Below are 25,273 nucleotides of genomic sequence, written 5' to 3'. Positions count from 1 at the left end.
TGGCCGGCGCGGGACTCGCGCGTGGGTATGCCCGGCGTGCGGGACTGACCGCGCAGCGTTTCGTGGCCTGTCCGTTCGAGCCGGGTGAGCGCATGTACCGGACGGGGGACATTGTGCGCCGGCGGCGGGACGGGCGGCTGGACTACCTCGGGCGTGCGGACGACCAGGTCAAGATCCGCGGTTTCCGTATCGAACCCGGCGAGATCGAAGCCGTCCTGACCCGGCATCCCGGTGTCGCGCAGGCCGCGGTCACCGTCCACGAAGACCCCTGCGGCCCCCGCCGCCTGGCCGCCTACCTCACCCCCACCACCGACACCACCGAGACCGTGCTGGACGGGGTGGAGGTGCGGGAGTTCGCCGCCCGCCGCCTGCCCGAGTACATGGTCCCTGCCGTGTGTGTGGTCCTGGACGCGCTGCCCCTGACCCCGAACGGGAAACTCGACCGGCGGGCCCTGCCCGCCCCCGACTTCACCGCCCTGACCACCTCACGCCCGGCCCGCACCCCCCACGAAGAAGCCCTGTGTGCCCTGTTCGCCGACCTCCTCGGCGTGCCCGGTGTCGGGATCGACGACAACCTCTTCTCGCTCGGCGGGGACTCCCTCCTCGCCGTCCGGCTCGCGGCCCGTGCCCAGACCCAGCTCGGCACCCACATCACCCTCCGCGACGTCTTCCGCACCCCCACCCCCGCCGGCCTGGCCCGTGTGCACACGGGCCAGCTCGATCCGGCGTGAGCACGACGGCTTTCCCTCGACCACACCGTTCCCGAGCGAGGACCATGTCTGAGATCCACGATCTGAGTGAAGCCGTGGCGAAGCTGATCCACGACGGCGACACCGTCGCCCTGGAGGGCTTCACACATCTGATCCCCTTCCGCGCGGCGCACGAGATCATCCGCCAGGGCATCACCGACCTCACGCTTGTGCGCATGACCCCGGACCTCCTCTACGACCAGCTCATCGGCGTGGGGGCGGCCCGGAAGCTCGTCTTCTCCTGGGGCGGCAGTCCCGGTGTGGGATCGCTGCACCGGTTCCGCGACGCGGTGGAGAACGGCTGGCCCCGCCCGCTGGAACTGGACGAGCACAGCCACGCCGGCATGGTCAACCGCTATGTCGCGGGCGCCTCACGGCTGCCGTTCGCCGTTCTGCGCGGTTACCGGGGCAACGACATCGCCGGACGCACCGACTCCGTCGCCCCCGTCGTCTGTCCCTTCACCGGCGAGGAGCTGACCGCGGTCGCCGCCCTCAACCCGGATGTGACCGTCATCCACGCCCAGCGGGCCGACCGGGCAGGCAACGTCCAACTCTGGGGTCTGCTCGGGGTGCAGAAGGAGGCCGTCCTCGCGGCCGACCGGGTGCTGGTCACGGTGGAAGAGCTGGTCGACCGCCTCACTCCGCTTCCGGGCGCGGTCACCCTGCCCGCCTGGGTCATCGACGCCGTCGCGGTCGTCCCCGGCGGCGCCCACCCGTCGTACGCCGCCGGGTACAGCAGCCGTGACAACGACTACTACCGGGCGTGGAGCGAGGTGTCCCGAGACCGCGAGGTCTTCGGGAGCTGGGTCGAGGAGAACATCCTGCGCACGGAGGGAGCCACCGTTCGATGACCGGGACATCCACCGCTGAGCAGACCCTTGCCGTCACCGGGGACGAGCTGATGGAGATCTGCGCCGCCCGAGCGCTGGCCGGGGCCAGGACCTGTCTGGCGGGCGTCGGGATCCCCAGCACGGCGGCCAACCTCGCGCGCCGGACGTACCATCCGGATCTCGTCGTGATCTACGAGTCGGGCGTCATCGGCTCTAAGCCCAGCCGGCTGCCGCTCTCCATCGCCGACGGCGAACTCGCAGAGACCGCGGACCTGGTGATCCCGATGCCGGAGATGTTCAACTACTGGATCCAGGGCCGCCGCATCGACATCGGCTTCCTGGGCGCCGCCCAGGTGGACCGGTTCGCCAACATCAACAGCACCGTCGTGGACCGCGGTCCTGAGCTGCCCGAGAAACGCCTCCCTGGTGCCGGCGGCGCGCCCGAGATCGCCGCGCACTGCGGCGCTGTGCTGATCGTGGTACGGCACACCACACGCAACTTCGTGGCGAAGGCGGACTTCGTGACCACCTTCGGCCACGGCTTGGGACCCGGTGACCGCGAAAGGTTCGGGCTGCCCGGCCCCGGGCCGGTCGCCGTCATCACCGACCTGGGCGTCCTGCGGCCGGATCCGGCCACGGCGGAACTCGTCCTCACCGAGGTTCATCCCGGAGTGACGGTCGACCAGGTACGGGCCGCGACGGGCTGGGACCTCCGCGTCGCCGATCCCCTGGGCGTCACCGAACCGCCCACTCGCGAGGAACTCGCCGCGCTGCGCGCCCTGAAGAACGCGGGCGAGCCGGTACGGGACGGCGCCGCGAAGCCCTGAAAGACCTCACCCTCCGGAAGATAAGGAAAACGCTGTGACCGACAACCCCTTCGACGACGAGGACGGCACGTTCCTCGTTCTGGTCAACGACGAGAACCAGCACTCGCTCTGGCCCCTTTTCGCCGACGTCCCGGCGGGCTGGACCACCGTGCACGGCCCGGCTCCCCGCGCCGCATGCCTGGACTACATCGAGTGTGAGTGGACGGACATGCGTCCCGCGAGCCTCGTACGCGCCATGAGCGCGGCCGGCGAGGGCGACCGGTAGCGGTCGCAGCCCGTCGGCCAACGCAGCCACCCCCAACGTACGGAGTCCCCATGACTGTTCACGGCATTGCGTATCTCGACCTCTACACACAGGACCGCGCGTCCACGATCGACTACTTCGCCGGCCTGGGATTCGCGCGGGTCGCGGAGTCCCAGGACGACGACCGCCGTTCCACCCTGCTCCGGCAGGGCGACCTGCGGCTCGTCGTGACGTCGGGACCGGCGGTGCGGGACTTCCTGGACAAGCACGGGGACGGTGTCGCGGACATAGCCCTGACCTGTGACGACGCCCCAGCGGCCGTCAAGCGCGCGGTGGCGGCCGGTGCGGCCGACCTCGGTTCCCCCTGCGGCGCACCGGTGGTGTCGGGGTTCGGGGACGTACGGCACACCCTCCTGCCCGCTGCCGAGGGCGACCCTGGCCGGACTCCACCCACCGGCCGCTGGGTGCCCGTCGCGGCCTCCGTCCCGCAGCCGCCCGAGACCATCCGGCTGCTGGACCACATCGCGGTCTGTGTCGAGGGCGGCCGGCTCGGCGAGTACGCCGGTTTCTACCGGGACGCCTTCGCCTTCACGCGCTATTCGGCCGAGTACGTGGCGCTCGGCGGGCAGGCCATGGACTCCGTCGTGGTGCGCAGCGCGTCGGAGAACGTCACCTTCACCCTGGTCGCACCCGACCCCGGCAAGGAGTCCGGCCAGCTCGAAGCCTTCCTGGATCGCAACGGGGGGCCCGGAGTGCAGCATCTGGCGTTCCTCGTCGACGACATCGTCTCCGCCGTGCGCCGGTTCCGGGACGGGGGCGTGGACTTCCTGAGCACGCCGGACAGCTACTACGACATGCTGAGCACGCGGCTGCCTGGCTTGGCGGACCGGATCGAGGGCCTACGGGACGCGCAGGTGCTGGCCGACAGCGACGAGTGGGGGCATCTGATGCAGTTGTTCACCAAGTCACCGTACGAGCGCAACACCCTCTTCTTCGAGCTGATCCAGCGTCAGGGATCGCGGGGGTTCGGCAGCGCGAACATCCGGGCCCTGTACGAGGCCGTCGAGCGCGACCGGCTCGCCGCCTCGTGACCGCACCTGCCGATCACGCCACAGCCGTGAACATGTTCACCCTGACCGACTACGCCGGACAGGCCCGCACGATGCTGTCGAGGGGTGTCTGGGACTTCATCGAGGGCGGCGCCGGCGAGGAACGCACCCTCGCCGCCAACCGGGCGGCCTTCGACCAGGTACGGCTGTTCCCGCGGGCGCTGTCCGGCACGGACCGGCCCTCCCTCTCGACCACGGTCCTCGGCCGTACCTGGCGGACCCCTCTCGCCGTCGCCCCCATGGCCTACCACCGGCTGGCCCACCCGGCCGGCGAGGTCGCGACCGCGCGGGCCGCCGGGGCCGTCGGAGTGCCCTTGGTGGTGAGCACGTTCGCGAGCCGCACCTTCGAGGACATCAAGGCAGCGGCCTGCGGCCCGCTGTGGCTCCAGGTGTACTGCTTCCGGGACCGCTCCCTGACACGGGACCTCGTCGCACGCGCCGAGAGCGCCGGCTTCGAGGCCCTGGTCCTGACCGTCGACGCCCCCATCCTAGGCAGCCGGCACCGGGACCTGCGCAACCGTTTCCGGCTCCCCAAGGACATCGGGCCCGTCAACCTTCCCGACGGCGAGTTCTCCTCGCCCAGCGACCACGCGCGCGCCGAGTTCGCCCCCGCTCTCGACTGGTCGATCGTCGAGTGGCTGCGCGGCGTCAGCTCACTGCCGGTGCTGGTCAAGGGCGTTCTCACCGCGTCCGACGCACGGCTGGCGCTGTCCGCGGGAGCGGCCGGCATCGTGGTGTCCAACCACGGCGGACGGCAGCTGGACGGCGCGCCAGCCACCCTGGACGTGCTGCCCGAGATCGCGGCGGCGGTCGCGGGTGCCTGCCCGGTTCTGCTGGACAGCGGCGTGCGCCGCGGATCCGACATCCTGGCGGCTCTGGCGTCCGGTGCCGACGGGGTGCTGGTGGGACGGCCCGTCCTGCACGGCCTGGCCGTGGCGCGCGAGGTCGGTGCGCAGCATGTGCTGGACATCCTGGCGAGTGAGCTGGCGGACGCGATGATCCTCACCGGCACGTCCTCGACCGGCGACGTGTCTGCGGCCCTGCTCGGCCCCCGGGCCCCTGCCACGCCACCGCACATGTCCGACGTCGGCACCTCGCGCGCCGGCTCCGGTCCGCTCCCGCACTCCGATCACGACCTGCGGAAGGCGGATCTGCACGGCAGTCTGCGGGACCCGCTGCTCGACACGATGACCTTCCTCAACGAGATCACCGACCGCTATCCCGCGGCGGTCTCGTTCGCTCCGGGCCGTCCCTACGACGGCTTCTTCGACACTGAGGACGTCTTCAAGAACCTACGCCGCTACCTCGACCACCTGGAGGCCGGCGGCGCCACGCCCGACCAGGTGCGCTCCGCTCTCTTCCAGTACGGTCCCACGGCCGGTCAGATCCGCGAGGTGATCGCCGACTGGCTGCGCGAACACGAGGACATCGATGTCCCGGCGGAGTCCGTCGTCGTGACCGTCGGCTGCCAGGAGGCGATACTCCTGGCGATCCGCGCCCTCATCTCGAGCCCTCAAGACGTCCTGCTCGTCTCCAGCCCCTGCTACGTCGGCGCCACCGGCGCAGCACGGCTGCTCGACGCCGAGGTGGCCGCGGTCCCCGAGGGACCTGAGGGACTGAGCTGCGCCGACCTGAGGGCGGTCGTCCGACGGGAGCGGGCGCGTGGGCGCCGGCCCCGCGCCTTCTACCTGGTCCCCGACCACGCCAACCCTTCCGGTGCGACGCTGCCCCTCGCCACGCGACGGGAACTGCTCGAACTGGCGGCCCGCGAGGACATCCTGCTCCTTGAGGACAGCCCCTACCGGCTGGTGAGTCCCGGCGAGCGGCTGCCGACCCTCAAGTCCCTCGACCGCGACCGGCGGGTCGTACACCTGGGCTCGCTGGCCAAAACCCTCTTTCCAGGAGCGCGAGTCGGCTTCGCTGTCGCGGACCAGACTGTCGTGGACGAGACGACGGGTGCGCGCGTGCTGCTGGCGGACGAACTCGCCAAGCTCAAGAGCATGGTGACGGTGAACACGTCACCCGTGACGCAGGCCGTCGTCGCGGGCATGCTGCTCTCCGACGGCGGCCGTGCCACGGAGCACGGCGTGGAGGCGGCGGCCCATTACGGCGACGCGATGCGGACCGTACTGGAGCAGCTCGAAGCGGCCTTCCCCTTGCCGGAGCGGACCGCGCTCGGCGTCAGCTGGAACAGGCCCTCGGGCGGGTTCTTCCTGACTGTGACGGTGCCCTTCGCGGCCGACGAAGCGGCACTGGCCCGCTCCGCGGAGCAGTTCGGAGTCATCTGGACACCCATGTCCTATTTCTATCCGGACGGCGGCGGGGAGAAGTCGCTGCGGCTTTCGGTGAGTTACCTCTCGCCCCCGGAAATCGTCGAAGGGATCGCCCGTCTCGCGCGATTCGTCACGTCGTGTCGCGCCGTTCCAGCCGCTTCGGAAACCTGAGGGCAACCGCATGGAATACGACATCAGCTCACTTGTGGAAGGCGCGACCTACAGAGCCGGCAACCCTTTTGAGGTCTGGCAGTGGATGCGCGAGAACGCCCCCGTCGTCCACCATGACGCCGGTGAGTTCGGCACGATCTGGTCTCTGACGCGGTTCGCCGACGTCAAGGCGGTTCTTCGCGACGCGGATACGTTCACCTCGTCGTCCGGGATCCTGCTCCGGCCCGTGGCGCAGGGCGGCGATCCGGGCAGCGACAAGACCCTCGCGCTGTCTGACGATGCGCGGCACGCCACGCTGCGTTCCGCGGTCGCCGGCTGGTTCGCGCCTCGCAATCTCCGGTTGCTGACGGAGTCGATGGAGGCCGCCGCACGCGGCATCGTGTCCGACGCCGTGTCGAAGTCCCGTGTCGACTTCGTCACCGAGGTCGCGGCGAGGCTTCCGCTGGAAGTGGTGTGGACTTTCTTCGACATTCCCGCGAACGACCGGGCCGCGGTCACCGGTTGGTCGATGGACGCTTTCTGTGCGACGACCGCGGTCGAGCGCAGTATCGCGCACCTGGAAATCCTCGAATACTTCAGTTCCCTCGCGAAGAAGCGCCGCGAACAACCGGGCAACGACCTGGTGAGCGTTCTGGCCGGAATCGAGTTCGAGGGTCGGCTCCTTCCGATGGAAGAGGTGGTTCTGAACTGCGACAACCTCTTGGTGGGCGGCACCGAGAACGTCCGGCTCGCGCTGGCCGGCGGCATTCACTCGCTGATCGGCCACCCAGACCAGTGGGCCATGCTCCGGGACGATTTCACCCAGGTGATTCCCACAGCCGTGGACGAGATCCTGAGGTGGACGGCCAGCGCCACGCACCTGGTACGGACCGCGCGCCAGGACACGGTGATCGGCGGGCAGCGGATCCGCCGCGGTGACCGTGTGGTGCTGTGGCTGCCCTCGGCCAACCGGGACGCGGACGAGTTCACCGACCCGGACAGGTTCGACCTGACCAGGACGCCGAACCGCCATCTCTCGCTCGGCAGCGGGCCCCATCACTGCGTCGGCGTCCAGCTCGCCAAGTTGGAGATCCGGGCCGTGCTCCAGGAGCTGACCGGCCAGGTGCACCGGATCGTCCCGTACGAGCCGGCTGAACGCCTGGACTCCATAGTCGTCAATGGATTCCGTACACTGCCTGTCCAGTTGGAGCCGCGCGCGTCGGTCCGTGTCCCGGAGTGAGCGTCCTTGCGGAGTGAAAGGGCAGGACGGCGGGAGGAGACGTCCGCGGTGAAGGATGCACTCGGCCACTGTTCGCTGCGGGGACGCGGCGTGCCACGAGGTGAGCTGATGCCCCGGCGCGCCTCGGTACTCCAGCGAGGGCTGTGGCGGAACGCGGACTTCCGCAACCTCTGGTTCGGTCTGACGGCGTCACTCTTCGGAGCCAAGATCACCGCGATCGCCGTGCCCCTCATCGCGAGCCGCACGCTGCACGCCACACCGCTGGAGATGGGCTCGCTCGTGGCGATGGAGTACCTGCCCTACTTGGTCACCAGCCTGGCCGCCGGCGTCTGGCTCGACCGCCGGTCCAAGCTGCCCCTGCTGATCCTGAGCGACATCGCCCGCGCCGGTCTGCTCATGACCATTCCGGTGGCCTGGTTCCTCGACGTCCTGTCGGTCCCCCTGCTCCTCACCCTGGCGCTCCTCATCGGGTTCTGCACCGTCGTCTCGGACATCGGCAGCACTGCGTACCTGCCCTCGCTCGTCGGCCGCGACCAGCTGATCGAGGGCAACAGCAAGCTGGAGCTGAGCAGTTCCGCCTCCAACATCGGCGGCAACGCACTGGGCGGAGTGGTGCTCCAACTCGTCTCAGCACCGCTGACGCTGCTGTTCAACTCGGCGGCGTACCTGCTGTCCGCCGCGTTCACCTTCCGCATCCGGCACCGGGAGCCGGAGCGGCAGGTGCACGACCAGCGGCCGGGCATGCTCCAGGAGGTACGAGAGGGCGTCCAGGCGGTCTTCGGGCACCCCACCATCCGCAGGATCGTCCTGGCCACCATGATCTTCAACTTCTTCACCTTCGTCATCGAGCCGGTCCTTCTGCTCTTCCTCACCCGGACCCTGGACCTGTCGGCCTTCTCCATCGGCCTCGTCTTCTCCGCGTCCGGCGCCGGGGCACTCACCGGAGCGCTCATCGCCGGACGGGTCAGCCGCCGCCTCGGCCTGGGCCGCACGCTCGTCGGCTCACTGCTCCTGGCAGGTCTGGCCGCGCTGCTGATCCCCGCCGCGGTCCTCGTGCCCTCCTGGTCCGCCCCCTTCATGATCGTCACCGTGTATTTCGTCAACTCCGTGATAGTGATCGTCTACAACGTCAACCAGCGCAGTCTGCGCGCCGCCCTGACTCCCTACCGGCTGCAGGGCCGGATGAACGCCTCGATCCGCATGGTGGTCATGGGCGTGGCACCCGCCGGAGCCTTCCTCGGCGGCGCACTCGGCACCTGGCTCGGCACCCTGCCGGTCCTCGTCCTCGGCGCCGCCGGGATCATCCTCGCCAGCTGCTCCCTGCTCCTCTCCCACGTCCGGACGGTCGCAGCGCTCCCGGTCCTGACGGACGCCGCCTCCTCGACCCGGGTACCTGTGAGAGGTCGCCGGGACCGGACAGGCCGATGAAGAGCGGAGTACACCTGGGTTACGGAGCGGCTACGGACCGTTCGCAAGGGTGGATTCCGGGTGATCGTCGAGCCATGCCCGAACGTGCCGACAAGCAGCCTCGGAGACGGTGCCCTCACCGCAGGTTGTCTCCTGCTCCTCGTACTGGTGGCGGACGTCGCGGCCGCACTGTTGGTCGCCATGGTGATCGCCGCCCGGAGACTGGGCGCCGGTGCTGGGCTTCGGCACTCTGACCCTGGCACTCGGCGTAACGGCCGTCGTGCTGCTGTGGATCGGGCACGGAGTCATCGGAGCGCTGCAACTGACGCTCTGCGTCTTCCTGACGGGTCCACACACTGAGCCTTTTCCACCCTCAGTCTGAGCTGGTCAGGTGGAGGGTGAGGACTGCTTGGACGAGGCTTGTGATCCGGATCATCGAGCAGCGGAGCTTGCGTAGGATTCGCCGGGACTTGACGGTGGCGATGGCTTGTTCGACCAGTGCCCGGACCTTTGCATGGGACCGGTTGACGGCTTGCTGACCGGCGGAAAGACGGTCCCACCGGCCGCGGTAAGGGAGGCGGACCGTCCCGCCTGTGCCCTGGTAGCCCTTGTCCGCCCAGCAGTTGATGCCGGCCTCGGCGAGCGCGTCGATGATGCCGTGCTCGCATACGGCCCGGATGTCATGAACGGCGCCGGCCAGGGCTGGTGAAGCCCAGAGCAGACGGCCCTTCGGGTCGGCTATGACCTGCACATTCATCCCGTGCTTCTTGTGTTTGCCCACAGATACGCCTTCATCGACGCGGCCCGCATGGCCTCGGCGAGTGTGGAGGCGAGGGCGGCCAGGAGTTCGACGGCCTCGGTGACGTACCGGTAGACGGTGGTGGTGCCGACTCCGAACCCAGCCGCGAGCTGGGCGTAGGGCTGGCCGTTGCGGAGGTGGGCGAAGGTGAGCAGGGCCTGTCGGCCCGCGCTCAGGCGCCGCCATCGGGTGCCGAGAGCGCATCGGCGTTCCCTCAGACGGGCGGCGAGGAAGCGAAGGGCAGAGCTGGACACGTCGACGCCGGACGGTAGACAAGCATGCGAAGCCTCTGGTGGAGACAGTTCTCTTGGTCAAAAACCCATCTACCAGGCGCTTCATCCGTCTGTCAGGCCAACCGCCCAGCCGACGCGGAAGCTTGGAAAGGGCTCAATGTCAAGCTAACCTCGGGCTTTCATGACAGCTCGCCGGTTCATCTGGCGGGCTGTTTCTGTCTGTGCTGCGGGTTTCGGGCATGACATCGGCCCGGCAGTCGCGTCGGGTGGGCGCCGGGTTCCACGGCTCCGGTGGGGTGGTACTGCTCGCAGGGACGGGAAAGTGCTGGTCAGCCGGGGCTGGGGAGGGCTTCGAGTCGTGTAACGGCGTCGGTGATCAGGTTGGTCCAGGGCCAGTGCTTCGCGAGCCGGAGGATGCGGCGGCGGCCGGTGGAGACCAACTGGGCAGCGATGGAGAACAGCCGCAGCCGCAGGCGTTTGGGCTCCCGCAGCCGGGCGGGGCCGACCAGAGCGAGCATGGGCATCCAGGCGAGCAGGTCGAGGGCGATCTGGACGATCTCCAGCCAGACCTGGTTCTGTGCGGCGTCGTGCAGAGGGAGGTTGCGCAGGCCGGTGGCGCGGGCGGCGCGGATGCGGTCCTCAGCCCTCGCACGCTGGCGGTGCCGCAGTTCGAGCGCGGCGATGGGGAGGTTCTTGGTGTTGGTGGCGAACGCCGTGAGGCGCATGCCGTCGGCGTCGGTGAAGCGCAATTGGGCGCCGGGGTGCGGGCGTTCCTTGCGGACGATCAGCCGCATTCCTTTGGGCCAGCCGGTCAGGCAGTCGCCGTCGAGTTCGGCGACCCAGGGGCCGTCGCGGACCTCGCCGTCCGGCTCGACGGCCGGCGTCCAGGCCGATGCCGGGACCTTCAGCACGGCGGCATGGATGGCATCGGTGATGGTCATGCCGACCGAGTACGAAAGCCACCGGCCGCAGGCGGACAGCCAGTCGACGAACTCGTGGGTGCCCCCACCAGAGTCGGTGCGGATCAGCGTCTGCCGTCCCCGTCGGTACTTCTTCGGCAGCTGCGTCAGGGCGAGCCGGGCGGCTTCGATGTGGTCGGCCGCGGTGTTGCTGCCCGCGTTCCCGGGCCGCAGCAGCCCGGCCACCGGCTCCCCGGACCCGCCCCGGCCGTGATCGACGAACCCCATCAGCGGGTGGTGGCCGAAGGTCTTCTTCCAGGTCGCGACCGCATCCTGCTTCTCGGAATGCGCGATCACCAGCACTCCGTCCAGGTCCACGACCACCTGCCCGGCCGCGTCCGGTGCCGCGTCACCAGCCAGCGTCCACACGTATTCACGGACGTGAGCGCGGGCCTGCCGCAGTGCGGTCAGCGCACGCTTCCCGCCCGCCGCCAGCGCGTCGATCAGCCGGGACACCGTCGGATCGGAGGCCACCGGCCCGAACACCGCCGGCTCGGCCCGCAGCATGCCCACGTCCGCCAGGCAGTCCCCGCCCAGCGCGACCGCGAGCGCCACATCCAGCAAGACCTTGCCCGGATCATGCACCGCCCGCGGCCTGCGCCACGGTGCCAGCGCCGCCGATATCGCCTGATCCAGACCGGACTTGCGGACCGTCTCCACCAGCAGCACACCACCGGCCTGGGAGACCGCCCCGCGACCACCGCCCTCGACGCGGACACGCGGGTAGGACCCGATACTCTTCTTCACCTGGAGAGTGCTTTTTTCATGTGACGACCTGGACCCTAGACAAGTCCCATCGTTGCAGGTCAGGAGCACTCTTCGCGTTTCTGATTACCCACTGGATGCCCTGCCTCGTGAAAGCGCGAGGCTAAGTGTGCTTCCGCGTACTGTGATGTGGGTCATGGGCACCTGGGAGGGAGGTGTGCTAGAAATTTCAAGCCTCCAGGATTTACCGATAAGGCTCCGTTACTCCCCACCTGCACGAACGGAGACCCCGTGTACTCTCTTGTCTCCTCTCGGAGATATCACCCCGCTTGTGCCGACGGCCAGGTAATCGAAGGTTCTCTCGCGCTCTATACACCTGGCCGATCTGGCGTGCACGCGACAAAGCGCCTCCTGCCGGGGCTTGGTCTGTGACCCCACTGATCAGTCCAGGCGGCACAGAGCCGAGGGCGACATCACGGCTTCGATGACCTCTGCCCGTTTCTTCACTCTTCAAAATTCAGGAGAAGTCGGCATGCCTTTAATTCCTTCGAGTGATCTCGCGTCGCTTTCTTTCCGATGTCTTTCCGTCGGTTCGACCAGTACTGGTTGTGACTTATACCAACGCATTGAGCAAGCCGCTTTCGAATGGAGGGAAGGGCGGCCTGAGCGAGGCTTCGATGTGTTGACCAACCCCATCTGGAAAGCGTCAAGAAATCCCGCATGCGACTGCGAAGTGAACTTCAAGATAGTACTTGCCCTCTGCTTCGCGCACATTCGGGAGTTGGATCGGGCGCGGGAAATTCTGTACCGCCAGGACCTGCTCAACCCGCATGATCAGGAGAGCAGCCTGGTAAAATTTACGGCAGCGCGGTCTCTGCTCGCCTACGCGAGCGGGGAAACGGAAGTCTCGGTCGTGTTGAGCAGGGGCATGCTGGAACGCATCAAGCACCCCAACTCATTGTCAGCCTTGGCGCATTTCCTGCTCACTTTGATCAGTCTGCGCAGTGGTGATCTGAAGGCCACCTCGTCGTACGTCAAGGAACTCACCGATGACGCGCTCATGGGGCGCGCCTGTGGCTGGGTAGGTCATATCGCCTGGGCGACCATGCAAGTACGGGAAGCTAAATACGGTGCCGAGGCCGCGGCACCGCTCATCGAGGAACTCGTCGACTTCGGCCCGATCAGCCGTCAAGTTCTCGTCTCTCAGCCCGAATCCACGGCATGGCTTGTGCGGTTGGCGCTGAAAACCGACCAGAAGGCGCTGGCTCGGCAGGGGATGGAGGTGGCGCGGCGGCTCGCCATGGACAACCCGTGGATCCGTTCGCTGGCCGCGGCGGCCTCGCATGCGAAGGGACTGGATTCCCAGAACCCGGACGACTTGTGGCGCGCTGTCGAAACGCACAAGGACCCGTGGGCGCGGGCGTCCGCCCTGGAGGACATCGCTGTACTGCTGCACCGCCAGCGACAGGCCGTGGACCACATCGCCCCGATTCTGGAACGGAGTGGCGACGCCTATCTTGCGGTAGGTGCCTTCCGTGATGTCCTGCGTATCAAGAACCGTCTTTGGAATCTCGGTGTAAGGAGCCGCGCTTCTCGTTGGCCCACTCTCCCCAGTAGCGAGGTCAAGAACCTGACCAAGTCCGAGACCGCAGTCGCCGAACTGGTGGCTCAAGGGCTCACCAATAGCCAGGTCGCCTTGCAGCTTTCCCTCTCTCGCCATACCGTGGCCTTCCACCTGCGGAAGGTATTTCTCAAGATAGGCGTCACTTCGCGCATAGAGCTCGTCCGGGTCTGGGGCGACGTCAGCGCCCGCTGAGGGAAATTGTCGACGAAAAGGAGATGAGTGGGATGTCATCTGTCAAGCCGGGGCGTGATGCATGGATACGGCGGTTCCATCCAGCACCGGAAGTGCGTACACATGTCCTCTGCCTTCCCCATGCGGGCGGATCGGCCAGTTACTTTTATTCGCTGTCCGCAGCTCTATCGCCCTCTGTAGAGGTCTGTGCCGTGCAGTACCCTGGGCACGGAGATCGTATCAACGAGAGCGCAGTGAACAGTCTGGAGGCGTTGGCTGATCAAATTGTTGATGCCCTTGACTTGTTGAGAGGAAACCGTCTGGTGTTGTTTGGGCACAGTATGGGTGCGGCGCTCGCATTCGAGATCGCCAGGCGCCTCGAAACCCAAGGTGATGCTCCCTCCGCTCTTTTTGTCTCCTCGCGGCGTGCCCCTTCGCGGCCGCGTGCGGAGCGATTCCACCTCCTGAGCGACATCGAATTACTAAAGGAAGTCAGGAGATTGAACGGGACGGACTTCGAGGTTCTTGCTGACGACAACGTACTGAGCCTTTTCCTCCCGGCTATCCGTAGCGACTTCACGGCCAGCGAGACATATTCCTATAAGCCTGGTTCCGCGCTCACCTGCCCCATTTTTACTTTCTTCGGTGACCAGGACAAAGATTTGACACGTGATGACCTGGAGGCGTGGCGGGACCAGACTGCTGGGGATTTCGAACTGACGAGTTTCCCCGGAGGTCACTTCTACATCGGTGATCAGGTATCGGCAGTCGCCGAGGCTGTTTTGGCGAGAATTCAGCCCGCTGATCGCTGACTCCGATGGCGGCGCCGGTTTTCGGGGACCACAGCCAGCGCCTCAGTCAGCGAACCAGGGGCATTGCATGATTGAGATTGGTCCGGTTCGCCGGTCTCATGAGTGACGTGGCGTCATGTCCGTTGTGCGGCAAGGGGGCCAGGAGAGCAGAGCAGGCACGGTGCTGGTGATCATGTGGTTGTCGAGACCCATGAGAACCGAGCGAGACCGTGCCTGCGCGAACATCATTGCCCATCCCTTCCGTACTGGGGCAACCGGGTTCCCCAACCGGTCCCCTCACCTCAAGCGATGTTGCTGACCTGCGGCGTTTCCTGATCCTGGTCGCCGATCCCCGCGATGCGCGAGGACTGCGGTATCCGGCCCTCGAGCTGCTGTGCGCAGCTGTCTCGGCGGTGCTGACCGGAGCTCGCTCGCTCATCGCGATCAGCGAGTGGATCACCGATGCCCCGCAGCATGTGCTGGGCGTCCTCGGCTTCGCTGCCGATCCACTCACCGGTCTGCGGCCGGTGCCGCACGCCGCAACCGTGCGGCGCCTGCTGCAGCGTGTGGACGGTGATGCGCTGGACGCGGCAATCAGCGCGTATCTGCAGGCCAGAACGCCGCCCCCGATCAAGCCGGAGACAGAGAACGGGCCGGTGCGACGGGTGATCGCGGTCGATGGCAAGGTGGTCCGCGGATCGCGAACCGTAACGGCCACGGCGATTCAACTGCTGGCGGCGATTGACCACCACGGCGTGGTCCTGGCCCAGCGACAGGTCGCTTCCAAGAGCAACGAGATCCCCTCCTTCGCTCTCTTGCTGGACGGTCTCGAGCTGGAGAAAACGGTGGTGACTGCCGACGCCCTGCACACCCAGCACGACCACGGGGCCTATCTGACCAGTCGCGGCGCGCACTACGTGGCCGTCGTGAAGAAGAACCATCCGGGCCTGTACGCCCAGGTCAGGACACTGCCCTGGCGGGACATCCCGCTCGGACACCGCACTCGCGACCACGCCCACCACCGCGACGAGATACGCCGGCTCAAGGCCGCCGCGTTCAGCCACCTCGACTACCCCGGCGCCCGCCAGGCGATCCAAGTCGTACGGCGGCGACGCGACTTGAGCACCGGGAAGCTGACCATCGAGCGCGTCTACCTGATCACCAGCCTGAGTGTCTTCGACGCCACCTGCACCGAACTCGCCACCTGGATCAGAGGCCACTGGGGTATCGAGAACCTCCTGCACCACGTGCGGGACCGCACGTTCCGCGAGGACGACTCCCAGGTCCGCACCGGCACCCTGCCCCGCGCCATGGTCTCCCTGCGCAACCTCGCCATCAGCGTCTTCCGCCAGGACGGCCAGACCAACATCGCCGCCGCCCTCCGCCACACCGGCCGCGACTACCACCGGCCCCTACGAGCCCTCGGCCTCACGTGACGAACCCAGACAGATCTCGATCACGCAATGACCCTGACCTCATGGGGAAGCCTGGCATCTCAGCGGTCACGGTTTGCCAGATCTTCAAGACCTGGAGGATCCTCGTGAACTACATGATCGACGCGGATGTCCCCCTCCCGGCCAATGTCGTCGCCCGGATCGGGCTTCCCGAGATCGAGGACCAGAACAAAATTGCTCTCTCGCCCGAGCAGATCGTTTCACTGGCCGATGCGATGCGCGAGATCGAACCGCGACTGGAGGTGACAGTGTGGCTCGGCGCTTGCGCGGGACTTCGCAAAGGTGAGGTCTTCGGACTGAAGCGGTCCGCCGTGGACTGGGAGGCGGGGCTGCTCTACATCCGGGAGCAGCGGCAGCACGGGCGGGCTGCGAAGCTCAAGACCAAGGCCAGCTATGCGACGTTGCCTGTCGACCGCTTCTTGATCGATCGGCTGACCGAGCACACCGCCGACTTTCCTCAAGTGGCGCCTGTGTCCCGCGAAGGGGAGCGGCAGCGCCGGGCCCGAGGCTACGTCGCGCCGCCGGACGAAGGGCTGATCGTGACCAACCGCTACGGCCGACCGCTGCAGCGGAGCTTCAACGAGAAGTGGCGTGCGGCGGTGGCGCGGGCGGGACTGCCCGAGGGAACTCGTTTCCATGACCTCCGGCACTTCTACACGACCTGGTTGGGAGCGTCCGGACAGTTCGATCCGAAGACCGTCCAGGCCCTCGCCCGGCACGCCAAGTTCAACGAGACGTGGGACACCTACGCGCACCCGCCGGTCGCGGTGCAGGGCGTCACGGTGAATACCTTCGGGGGCCTGTTCGTCTCAAGGAGGGGGCCCGATCCAGGAAGCCCCCGCTTCGGCGGCGCCGATCCGGGCTTGACCCCGACAGCCCCTCCTGTGCAAGACTCAGAAGCAACTTGAGGCTAACCACCGCGGTGCGAGGGTGAGCTGGTCCGTGGAACGACCCGCCCACCCAGTTTGACCCCGATTCGACCCATGGGTTCACTCAGAGCGGATCAACGCTCTGACCAGGGCCAAAGGCGGTGCTCCGGACAGACGGCCTATGACGGCCAGAAGGACGCTCCAGGCGCGTAGGCCGATCGAGGCCCGGTGGGGCCGTTCGGCCCTACCGCGCCCCTCACCTCCGGCATTCAAATGGTCTGATCCATTCCCGCCAGCGGCCCGCCGCCCACCGGACTCGGCCCCGAGACCGCGGCGGGCTCCAGGCCACCGATCTTCGAAGGGACACGCAGATGCGGTACCGGCCCCGCGGCCACCGACACCGCGGCGACCAGCGCCGTCGCGGCAACGGCACTCCTACCCGAGCATCCGCGCAGTGAGCGACGAACCCGTACGGAAACCCGCCATGACCGTCAACAACGCCCCGCCCTCCACCGCCGGACCACGGCACAGTGTGGAACTCGACAGCGCCGAAGCCCTTCGGCTGCTGGGCAGCGTCTCCCTGGGAAGGATCGTCTTCACCCAGCACGCGCTCCCGACGGCCAGACCGGTCAACCACATCCTCGACGACGGCGACATCATCATCCGCACCCACGAGGGATCGGCCCTGACCTCGCACGCCCGCCATGCGAACGGTCCAGGCGTCGTCGTCGCCTACGAGGCCGACGCCATCGACCCGGACGCCCACCTCGGCTGGAGCGTGGTCGTCACCGGCTACGCCCGCCTGATCACCGACCCGGACGAACTCGCCCGCTACCAGGCGCTGCTCCACCCCTGGGTGAAACAGACCATGGACTACGCGGTCCGCATCCATCCCGACCTGGTCACCGGAATCCGGCTCACCGTCGCCGACCAGCCCATCAGCACCTGAACCGTGCTGGTCGCCCGCTTTCGCTCCGCGCCCGGGCGGCACGCATCTGGTGCGTGGTCCGGGAACGCGGGGGCGGTGCCGTCCTCCCCCGGTGCCTCAAGGGCCTGGGAGGCAGCCCCGGCCGGATCGGATGCCCGAGGGCGCGTCGCCCGATCGCGATGCTCGCCGCATCGTGGTGGGCCGTACTCCTGGCGGACATCCCGCGGGCCGGTGCGAGCAGCTACCGGGCCTTGGTGAAGGTCCGCCGGACAGACCATGATGGCTCCGTCCACACCGACAAGACTCTGGTGGACCACGGTCACAAGGTCTTCTCGCGTCACGGTCGCAGCCCCATCGGCCAGTACCGCGTCCGTGTTCAACCTCCGTGTCGACCTCATCGGGCACCCCCAGATGCTGATCCGCCTGGGATACAGCCCCGAAGGCCCGGCCGTACCACACCGCGCCACACCACACCGCGCCGCACCGCGTACAGGCTGCTCGACCGGACCTGGACCGACCGGCCCGCACCGCACCTGCGAAAGCGCTGCCGGACGTCGGTGAGCGACGGCGGGATGGTGGGCCCGGGGTGTTCTAGGGTGTGCGGTATGGCCGACTTCCGGTCGCCGGTGCCCGCGCGGCGGCGTCCGAAGGTGGGGTGAGGTGCCGGTGAACGAGGACAACGAGGACAGGGAACTACAGCGCCACCGCCCGCGCGAGACAGCCGGGCCGTCCTGGGAGACGGCCCCCGACGGCGTCACCGAGCAGGTTCGGCAGCTGTCCCAGGCGCAGGAGCGCATGCAGGCGCTGCTGGACGCCGTCATGGCCATCAGCCGGAAACTGGAGCTGCCGGCGGTCCTGCGGCAGATCGTGCGCGCCGCGATGGACCTGGTGGACGCGCGTTACGGCGCCCTGGGGGTGCTGAACGAGGAGGGCACGCGCGTCGAGGAGTTCATCCCGCTCGGCCTGAACGACCGGGAACGTCAGGCCCTGGCAGACGTGGAACTCCCGCAGGGCCGCGGCCTGCTCGGGCGCCTGATCGCACACCCGCAGCCGCTGCGCGTGGACGATGTGCCGCACCACCCGGACGCCGCCGGCTTCCCGAAGGGACATCCGCCGATGCGAACCCTGCTCGGCGTGGCGATCAGCGTGCGCGGGCACGTCTACGGCGACCTCTACCTGGCCGAGCGGCAGGACGGCAAACCCTTCGACGACCAGGACGAGGCAGTGGTGCTGGCGCTGGCCGGAGCCGCCGGCATCACCGTCGAGAACGCCCGCCTCTATCAGCAGGTGCGTTCCGGTGCCGAGCACTTCCAGCGTCTGCTGCTGCCCCGCCTACCCGACCTCGCCCCATTCGACGCGGCAGCGGTCTACAAGCCGGCCACCGCCCCAGGGCACCACCTGGGCGGCGACTGGTACGATGCGTTGCTGCTGCCGGACGGGGCCTGCGCGGCGATCATCGGTGACGTCGTGGGCCACGACCTGACCGCGGCAGCCGCCATGGCTCAGACGCGCAACATGCTCCGCGCACTGCTCTACGACCGGCGTACCCCGCCCAGCCTGGTCCTGGACCGGCTCGATGCCACCCTGCACGCCATCACTGATTCCCCGGTCACCACCGCCTGCCTGGCCCGCCTCGAACCCGACCGCGACCGCTGGCGGCTGCTCTGGTCGACGGCCGGTCACCTGCCGCCCCTGGTCGTCACCGCCGACGGCACGGCCCGCTACCTGTACGCCGAGCCGGGCGTGCCGCTGGGTGTGGACACGTCACTGCCACGTCCCGACCACACCTGTCCCCTGGCCCCCGGGGATACGGTGCTGCTGTTCACCGATGGCCTCGTCGAACACCCCGAACGTCCCCTGGATGCCGGACTGGACGTGTTCGCCGCTCTCGCCACCGCCCATGCCGGGCTGCCCCTCGACCAGCTGTGCCGCCTTCTGGCCGCCCGGCATCCCAGCGACGGCCACGACGACCTCGCCCTCCTGGCCCTGCGCACACCGCCCACCGGCCCCGGCGGCCGTCACCGCTAGCCGGAATGTTCGTCGTACAGGTCGGCGGCTTCGACGGCCTGGTGGACGTTCGGTATGCCGTCGGCGTCCGCGTCTGCGGTGTCCGCTTCAGCGGTGCTCCGGGTTGGGGGCGTCGAAGCGGCAGCCGGCGTCCCACTGGGAGCGCTGGTTGCCGTGGGCCGGGATGCCGCCGGAGCGTTTGAGCAGGGCCGCGAGGTGCATCAGGTTCCAGGTCATGAAGGTGGTGTTGTGGTTGGTGAAGTCGTTCTCCGGGCCGCCCGAGCCGGGGTCCAGGTAGGAGGGGCCCGGTCCCGCCGGGCCGATCCAGCCCGCGTCCGCCTGCGGCGGGATCGTGTAGCCGAGGTGCTGGAGGCTGTAGAGGACGTTCATCGCGCAGTGCTTGACGCCGTCTTCGTTGCCGGTGATCAAGCAGCCGCCGACCCGGCCGTAGTAGGCGTACTGTCCGGCGGAGTTGAGCATCCCCGAGCAGCTGTAGAGCCGCTCGATGACCTTCTTCGTCACCGAGCTGTTGTCGCCCAGCCAGATCGGTCCGGCCAGGACCAGGATGTCTGCGGCCATCACCCGCTCGTAGAGCGCCGGCCACTCGTCGGTGGAGAAGCCGTGTTCGGTCATGTCCGGATAGACGCCGGGGGCGAGGTCGTGGTCGACGGCCCGGATCTCGTCCGTGGTCACCCCGTGCGCGTCCATGACGGCCCGGCTCTTGTCGACGAGTCCCTGGGTGTGGCTGAGCTGCGGGGACGGTTTGAGCGTGCAGTTGATGCAGAGGGCGCTGAGGTCGTCGAAGCGGTAGGAAGGGGACGTATCCATGTCGGCAGCGTCTCGCACGGCCCCTGTCCTGTCCCGGTCCGACTCGCCCGGGACCTCTTCGGCGGCGGTGACGCGCGGGTCACCGGGCCGACACCGTAGCGGTCCTGGTGCGGCCCCACGGGTGCGCTGGAGGCACGACTCGCAGCACAGGGATGAACGACGACGGCGTACGGCGAAGGACCGGCGACCGTATCCGCGAAAGGCCGGACGCGGATCCGGCGGTCGCGGAGCAGCGCGTGTCGGGGCGAGGTGGCGTTCCCTCACCGGGAGCATGACCGTGGGCGTCGCCGAGGCCCTGCCGCCCACGTGGGTCCTGCCCGGCCGTCAACGCCTGGTCGCGACGTAGTAGACGTTGACCGGGTCGCCCTCCACGGACTTGACGTCGATGTTCCCGAACCCCGCCTCTTCGAGCATCCGCACGGCCGTCTGCTGACCCCATACCGTGCCCAGCCCGGCTCCGCCGGTACTGAGGGAGGTCGTCATGCAGTAGAAGACGGAGAAGCCGTAGAGCGCGGGCCCGAAGGGGTGTCCGATGTTCTCCTCCAGCCTGCTGGAGGCGCCGATGTCGCCCATGAGGAACGTGCCGTCGTCGCGCAGCGCACAGGCGATCGCCGTGAGGGTCTCGGCGGGCCTCGCCAGGTCGTGGATCACGTCGAAGGCGGTGATCAGGTCGTACGTTCCGCTGATCTCCGTCGAGTCCGCCGCCGAGTAGCGGACGTTGCCGAGACCGGCGCGGGCGGCCTCCACACGTGCGGCCTCGATGCCGTCCTCCGACTGGTCCAGCCCGTGAAAGCGGCTGTTGGGGAACGCCTTCGCCAGCACCAGGGGCGCGTGGCCCTGCCCCGTCCCCACGTCGAGGACGTCGATGCCGCTCCGCAGGCGCTCGGTGAGTCCCGGTACCACTGGCAGGATCACGTCCACCAGCGCCATGTCGTAGACCCGGGCGGACTCCTCGGCCTGCAGTGCCTGGAACCGCGGATAGGCCGAGTACGGCACACCCCCGCCGTCCCGGAAGCAGCGCACGACCTGCTGCTCGACCTCACCCATGAGCCCGATGTACGGCATCATGCCGGCCAGGTTCTCCGGCCCCGCCGCCGTGGTGAGCGACGCGGCGTGCTCCGGCGGCAGGAAGTAGGTCCCCCCGTCCGGCTCGTACTCGACGAAGCCCCCGACGACCATGCCGCCCAGCCACTCCCGCACATATCGCTCGTCGAGGTCCGCCGCCCGGGCGATGTCGACACTGGACGACGGCGGAAGACCGGCCATGGTGTCGAAGAGACCGCACTGGTGACCCACGCCGACGAGCAGGGCCAGCGCCGCCTTGTTGAGCACGTCCAGCACTTCGGCGGCGAACGCCTCCTTCTTGACAGGGTCCGGCAGCGCCCGCCGCGCTTCGAGACTCGACATTCCCGCTCCTTCACGCCTTGCCGCGAGCACCGAGGATGCCCGCCTCACCATTGTCGGGATATTCCCGATATACGGCCACGACTCTTATGAGCATGGCAGCGGTCGAGGCGGACAGCCCTGCGCCGACGCCCCGGAGCAAGGCGGGCGCCACGCAAGAGCTCCTGGCCCGATCGAGGCCCCCAGGGCCTGCCCTTCGCCTACGCCGACCGCGCTGGTGCGGTTGCTGTCGACAGTCTCGATGCGGCCGCGCAGGCGCATCACGTCGTGCGGAGGCGGAGGCGGAGGCGGAGACAGGGCCGGGCGGACGACGCCGGCGTAGACACCGTCCCGCATGTGGTTTCAGTGTGGCGTTGTCGTTCTGGGCGGCGGTGGAGCGGCGGCAGGTCTGCCACAGGTCCTGTGCGGCGAGTTGGACGGCCAGGACGCTGTGGTCCCGTAGGTCTCCACGCGGAAAGACCACGGTCGTACTCGCTGGTCCTCCAGCGGCGTCGGCCCGGCGGTCGGCGGGGCGGTCAGGGCAGTCGGCCGTCCGGCCAGGCGGCGCTCCGCGCCCGGGCGTGCCGTGGCGCCGACCACCTCCGGCGACCGCGGCGAACACCGTGGGCGGCGTCGAGACCCCGACGATGCACGGCCTCCGCGTCTCCTTCCCGATCGCGACGGCCGTCATGGCCGTCGGTCTGCCCCCGGCCCTCTTCCTGCCGAGGCAGCGGCCCGCCTCCGGCTGACGTCCGGGCGGTGGTGGCCCAACCGGCAAGCCCGCACCACGGGTTACGAACCACTCCCTGCCCGTGGAGCGAGAAACGCCATGGCACACCCTCGCAACGCGCTCGGACCTACCCGGCAGTGGTGAAGCGGGACCGCCACAGGTCGCGGAGAAGCGCGATCTCGGCCATGTGGTGGATGAATTCGAGGCTGGTGCCCCACAGCACGGAGACGTACGGTTCCTCGGGGTGGGAGCCGTACGGGTACTGCGACAGGCCGACCGTGTCGAGTTGCTCCTCGGTCAGGGTGCCGACGTCGTCGCGCCAGCGGTCGACCGTCGCCCAGAACCGTTCGACCGCCGGCGCGGCGGACGGGGTGAAGTCGACCATGAGCTTCGGGTCCTGCCGCCGCTGTCCGAAGGTCCACTCCCAGTCGCCCGCGAACTCGTAGTGCATATGGTTCAGGCGCCACGCGATGGTGGTGACGGCGGTCTCATCGGGCTCCGGCGGGCCGGTGTGGGCGAGAACCTGCTCGACGCGCTCGACGCTCACGCTCCAATCCTCGGCGATCTTGGCGACCGTCCAGCCGGCGGCTGCCTGCCGGGCTATCTCGTCGTACTCGCTGGCCGGGATGTCCGCCGCGCCCAGGTCGAGCACCCACTCGCCCGGCCCGAACGCCCTGGGCGTCGTCGCCTCGCCCCGACGCCGGAGCGACCAGCAACCGGGCACCGGCTCCCACAGGTACTCCTCGTCACTGAGCCCCGTCAGCCGTACCCGGGCCATCTCCCTGGCCTTGTCGAACTGGTCGAGCAGTAACCCCAAACGGTCTGTCCGCGCGCCCTCGGTCTCCATGCCTGGTTCCCTCCACGGTCACGTCTCGCGCCTCACTGCGCTCAGGCGGAAGTTAACGGCTCTCCTCACTCGGCGCGACTGATTTCCTCGCGGTGCCCCAACCGCCCCGCCGGAGCAAGAGAACAGGTCGAGGACCCAGTGACGCGGTGGTCATCGCCTGCCCTCCCTCGCGTGGGCGGGGCCGTGGTTGGCGGTGTAGCCGTCGACCAGTGCCTTGACCTGGCGTCACCGGTGGCGGTGGCGCTTGCGCCGCAGTGGCAGACGGCCGATGCGGTGGCGGGGCGGACGGGGACGGCTTGCTGACGTGCAGGCCGGGGCGGTCCGGCGTCGGGGTCAGGTCGGCCACGGCGGTCACCTCCCGGCGCGGGCCAGGTCGGCGACGGGTGCGGTGCGGCCGGTGCCCTTGCAGGTCGGGCAGTCGACGCGGACGGTCACGCGGGAGCCGTCGCGGTGGCGGGTGCCGGTGGTGATACGCGAGTGTCGGCTGTGAGGGGCTGGTGCGGGGCTCCCGCACTCACGGCCGGCTTCGTTCCCGCGGCATAAGGTGTGTGCGTGAACGAACGTTCAAGGGAAGCGCTGTCCGGCCTTTATCCGGAGCTGGCGGCGCCGGGCGGCCTGCGGGAAGCGCTGGCCGGCGAGGCGGCTCGCCGCGGGCACGGTGCCGGTCCCATGGATCCCGTCGAGGGGTACGATCCCGCGGTTGCCGCATGCAGCACACGCGGTGAGGCGCGGTTCGCCGTATACGCCACCAATGCCGACGAACGCGAGTTCCGCATCGAGATCTCAACGGACTCCGGATGGCTGTGGGGTGCATTCGGCAGTACCGATGACCTCGCGGTGGTGGACGCCATCCTGCACGCCTGGCGTGGCGGGGCATCGATCGATCAACTACGTCGTGAGTGGACGTTGCTGGCGGCGGATCCTCTGGATGCGGCGCCTCCTGGGAGGGTGGTGTCGACCGCTTGGCGGCTGACTCTGGAGCGCTCGCCGGTGATCAGGCTGGGCAACGCCGAAGTGGCCGAGGCCCTGTATGCGCAGCCGACCCTGCGCGTCTTCTTCCCCTGGCCGTCGCACGGTGAGTTCAGCCTGCTCAGCAGTACCCAGGATCCGTTCTACGAGGAGGTTCCGCGTGTAGTGCCAAGCGGAGACGGTCTGTGGAATGTGGTTCTCCACTGGTCACGGTGGTCGCCGCAGATACCGTCACGCGTGATTGGTTCCCGCCTCAGCGCTCGCGAGGCCGCAGCGTTGGTGGCCGCGAACGTTCCCCCGGGCAGTGGCCCGGCCATCGAGGGAGGCTGGCCGCACCCCGCCCCCGGTTATCGGTGACATCAACGGCGCCGACCAGGACGACGCGAGCACCGACCGGCCCCGGATCGCCCCACCTCGCTCCCAAGCTGGAGCTCTTCGTGCCGGGCGGCCTCCCCATCCGCGAACCGGACTTCCAGTACGGCCCGTTCGTGATGAACACCCGCGAAGAGGTCCAGCAGGCCTTCGAGGACTACCAGGCGGGCCGCCTCGGCGTCACCTCCCGCCCAACACCTCCTGGCGTCACGAACCGCCGGTGCGCTGAGACACACGAGTGCGTGGAAATATCTGAGGAGTCAGATAATGTTGTCTCGGGTGAGCGGCCCGCACCGGGCGGGCGCCATCCCTCCTGAGGTCGGCAATGAGACTCGTCTACGTATTCGACGCCTACTGCGGCTGGTCACACGGCTTCTCCGGGACACTGCGCGAGATCGCCGCCCGGCACCCTGAAGTGCAGGTGGAGGTCGTCTCCGGCGGTCTGTTCACCGGCGGACGCCGGGTGCCGATGGCCGCGTTCGGCTACATCCAGGATGCCAACGACAAGATCAGCGAGCTGACCGGCGCCCGATTCGGGGACGCCTATCAGCGGCTGGTCGCCGAGGGGTCGTTCGTCATGGACTCCGAGGCCGCGGCCCGGGGCACGGCCGCGCTGCGCCGGGCCGCCCCCGACCGCGCGGCGGAGCTGGCGGCGGCCTTCCAGGACGCCTTCTACGTCGACGGGCAGAGCCTGTCCGACCCGGCCACCTGTCGGACGGTCGCCGAGGCCGCGGGGCTGGACGCCGAGGCCGTCGTCGCCGCCTTCGAGGCGCCC

General features: G+C 68.6%; 22 protein-coding genes and 2 pseudogenes. 18 read left to right on the top strand and 6 right to left on the bottom strand.

What is annotated here, in order from left to right; genetic code table 11:
• The 8 genes from STRIP9103_RS39785 to STRIP9103_RS39750 all read left to right on the top strand — a co-directional run.
• Positions 1-731: phosphopantetheine-binding protein (locus STRIP9103_RS39785; protein ID WP_158696950.1), on the top strand; the 731-nt coding region annotated here is incomplete at its 5' end.
• A gap of 44 nt (positions 732-775) precedes the next feature.
• Positions 776-1,600 (top strand): CoA transferase subunit A, encoded by an 825-nt coding sequence (locus STRIP9103_RS39780; protein WP_009337583.1) that lies wholly within the window; start codon positions 776-778, stop codon positions 1,598-1,600.
• Positions 1,597-2,406, top strand: a complete 810-nt coding sequence (locus STRIP9103_RS39775) for a CoA-transferase subunit beta (RefSeq protein WP_009337589.1) — start codon at positions 1,597-1,599, stop codon at positions 2,404-2,406. Before STRIP9103_RS39780 ends, STRIP9103_RS39775 begins: the two co-directional genes overlap by 4 nt.
• 34 nt (positions 2,407-2,440) lie before the next feature.
• Entirely contained in the window at positions 2,441-2,671 is a 231-nt protein-coding gene (locus tag STRIP9103_RS39770; protein ID WP_009337597.1) for an MbtH family protein, read from the top strand.
• Between the two features lie 50 nt (positions 2,672-2,721).
• Positions 2,722-3,741 (top strand): 4-hydroxyphenylpyruvate dioxygenase, encoded by a 1,020-nt coding sequence (gene hppD / locus STRIP9103_RS39765; protein WP_009337595.1) that lies wholly within the window; start codon positions 2,722-2,724, stop codon positions 3,739-3,741.
• A 32-nt stretch (positions 3,742-3,773) separates the two neighbouring features.
• Positions 3,774-6,203 (top strand): aminotransferase class I/II-fold pyridoxal phosphate-dependent enzyme, encoded by a 2,430-nt coding sequence (locus tag STRIP9103_RS53270; RefSeq protein WP_052315608.1) that lies wholly within the window; start codon positions 3,774-3,776, stop codon positions 6,201-6,203.
• A gap of 10 nt (positions 6,204-6,213) precedes the next feature.
• Positions 6,214-7,422: a cytochrome P450 gene (locus tag STRIP9103_RS39755; RefSeq protein WP_009337584.1), complete on the top strand. Its 1,209-nt coding sequence runs from the start codon at positions 6,214-6,216 to the stop codon at positions 7,420-7,422.
• Between the two features lie 48 nt (positions 7,423-7,470).
• Complete coding sequence (locus tag STRIP9103_RS39750; protein ID WP_009337562.1) at positions 7,471-8,850, top strand: MFS transporter; 1,380 nt, start codon at positions 7,471-7,473, stop codon at positions 8,848-8,850.
• 352 nt (positions 8,851-9,202) lie between these two features.
• Here the strand turns inward: STRIP9103_RS39750 and STRIP9103_RS39745 are convergent.
• A pseudogene (locus tag STRIP9103_RS39745) lies at positions 9,203-9,930 on the bottom strand (transposase family protein).
• A 260-nt stretch (positions 9,931-10,190) separates the two neighbouring features.
• Positions 10,191-11,567: an IS1380 family transposase gene (locus STRIP9103_RS39740; protein ID WP_009337591.1), complete on the bottom strand. Its 1,377-nt coding sequence runs from the start codon at positions 11,565-11,567 to the stop codon at positions 10,191-10,193.
• A gap of 691 nt (positions 11,568-12,258) precedes the next feature.
• Between STRIP9103_RS39740 and STRIP9103_RS39735 the strand changes: the two genes are divergently transcribed.
• From STRIP9103_RS39735 to STRIP9103_RS39710, 6 genes are all read left to right on the top strand, one after another.
• Complete coding sequence (locus tag STRIP9103_RS39735) at positions 12,259-13,341, top strand: helix-turn-helix transcriptional regulator (protein ID WP_048821845.1); 1,083 nt, start codon at positions 12,259-12,261, stop codon at positions 13,339-13,341.
• A gap of 23 nt (positions 13,342-13,364) precedes the next feature.
• Complete coding sequence (locus tag STRIP9103_RS39730; RefSeq protein WP_309474733.1) at positions 13,365-14,132, top strand: thioesterase II family protein; 768 nt, start codon at positions 13,365-13,367, stop codon at positions 14,130-14,132.
• A 209-nt stretch (positions 14,133-14,341) separates the two neighbouring features.
• Positions 14,342-15,547: an ISAs1 family transposase gene (locus tag STRIP9103_RS39725; RefSeq protein WP_009337560.1), complete on the top strand. Its 1,206-nt coding sequence runs from the start codon at positions 14,342-14,344 to the stop codon at positions 15,545-15,547.
• A 113-nt stretch (positions 15,548-15,660) separates the two neighbouring features.
• Entirely contained in the window at positions 15,661-16,473 is an 813-nt protein-coding gene (locus tag STRIP9103_RS39720; protein WP_234022417.1) for a site-specific integrase, read from the top strand.
• A gap of 445 nt (positions 16,474-16,918) precedes the next feature.
• Positions 16,919-17,383, top strand: a complete 465-nt coding sequence (locus STRIP9103_RS39715; protein ID WP_009337570.1) for a pyridoxamine 5'-phosphate oxidase family protein — start codon at positions 16,919-16,921, stop codon at positions 17,381-17,383.
• A 639-nt stretch (positions 17,384-18,022) separates the two neighbouring features.
• Positions 18,023-19,390: a PP2C family protein-serine/threonine phosphatase gene (locus STRIP9103_RS39710; RefSeq protein ID WP_009337576.1), complete on the top strand. Its 1,368-nt coding sequence runs from the start codon at positions 18,023-18,025 to the stop codon at positions 19,388-19,390.
• A gap of 87 nt (positions 19,391-19,477) precedes the next feature.
• On the opposite strand, the gene STRIP9103_RS39705 is transcribed toward STRIP9103_RS39710, so the two are convergent.
• A complete protein-coding gene (locus STRIP9103_RS39705) occupies positions 19,478-20,197 on the bottom strand; it encodes a flavodoxin family protein (RefSeq protein ID WP_048821840.1) in 720 nt (239 codons plus the stop codon).
• Positions 20,198-20,521: 324 nt separating this feature from the next.
• Positions 20,522-21,604, bottom strand: coding sequence for a class I SAM-dependent methyltransferase (locus tag STRIP9103_RS39700; protein ID WP_009337564.1), 1,083 nt, complete (start codon positions 21,602-21,604; stop codon positions 20,522-20,524).
• Between the two features lie 557 nt (positions 21,605-22,161).
• Here STRIP9103_RS39700 and STRIP9103_RS50370 point away from each other — a divergent pair.
• The gene (locus STRIP9103_RS50370; protein WP_158696949.1) at positions 22,162-22,329 is read left to right on the top strand and encodes a hypothetical protein; all 168 of its coding nucleotides are present in this window, start codon (positions 22,162-22,164) and stop codon (positions 22,327-22,329) included.
• Positions 22,330-22,437: 108 nt separating this feature from the next.
• Here STRIP9103_RS50370 and STRIP9103_RS39695 read toward each other — a convergent pair whose 3' ends face one another.
• Together STRIP9103_RS39695 and STRIP9103_RS52455 are read right to left on the bottom strand one after the other, a co-directional pair.
• On the bottom strand, positions 22,438-23,157 hold the full coding sequence (locus tag STRIP9103_RS39695; RefSeq protein ID WP_009337598.1) for a DinB family protein: 720 nt from the start codon (positions 23,155-23,157) through the stop codon (positions 22,438-22,440).
• A 150-nt stretch (positions 23,158-23,307) separates the two neighbouring features.
• Positions 23,308-23,503: pseudogene (locus STRIP9103_RS52455) on the bottom strand (hypothetical protein).
• A gap of 206 nt (positions 23,504-23,709) precedes the next feature.
• Here STRIP9103_RS52455 and STRIP9103_RS52450 point away from each other — a divergent pair.
• From STRIP9103_RS52450 to STRIP9103_RS39685, 3 genes are all read left to right on the top strand, one after another.
• On the top strand, positions 23,710-24,483 hold the full coding sequence (locus STRIP9103_RS52450; RefSeq protein ID WP_009337581.1) for a DUF6193 family natural product biosynthesis protein: 774 nt from the start codon (positions 23,710-23,712) through the stop codon (positions 24,481-24,483).
• Positions 24,480-24,815, top strand: coding sequence for a pirin-like C-terminal cupin domain-containing protein (locus STRIP9103_RS53655; RefSeq protein WP_408995620.1), 336 nt, complete (start codon positions 24,480-24,482; stop codon positions 24,813-24,815). Before STRIP9103_RS52450 ends, STRIP9103_RS53655 begins: the two co-directional genes overlap by 4 nt.
• Positions 24,816-24,823: 8 nt before the next feature.
• Positions 24,824-25,273 (top strand): DsbA family protein (locus STRIP9103_RS39685; protein ID WP_048821838.1); only part of this gene is annotated, 450 nt, incomplete at its 3' end.

Origin of the sequence: Streptomyces ipomoeae 91-03, from assembly GCF_000317595.1 — a bacterium.
In the GTDB taxonomy this organism is placed as follows: Bacteria; Actinomycetota; Actinomycetes; order Streptomycetales; family Streptomycetaceae; genus Streptomyces; species Streptomyces ipomoeae.
The sequence above is the reverse complement of the archived record's forward strand: the minus strand, read 5'-3'. Positions and strand labels throughout refer to the sequence as shown.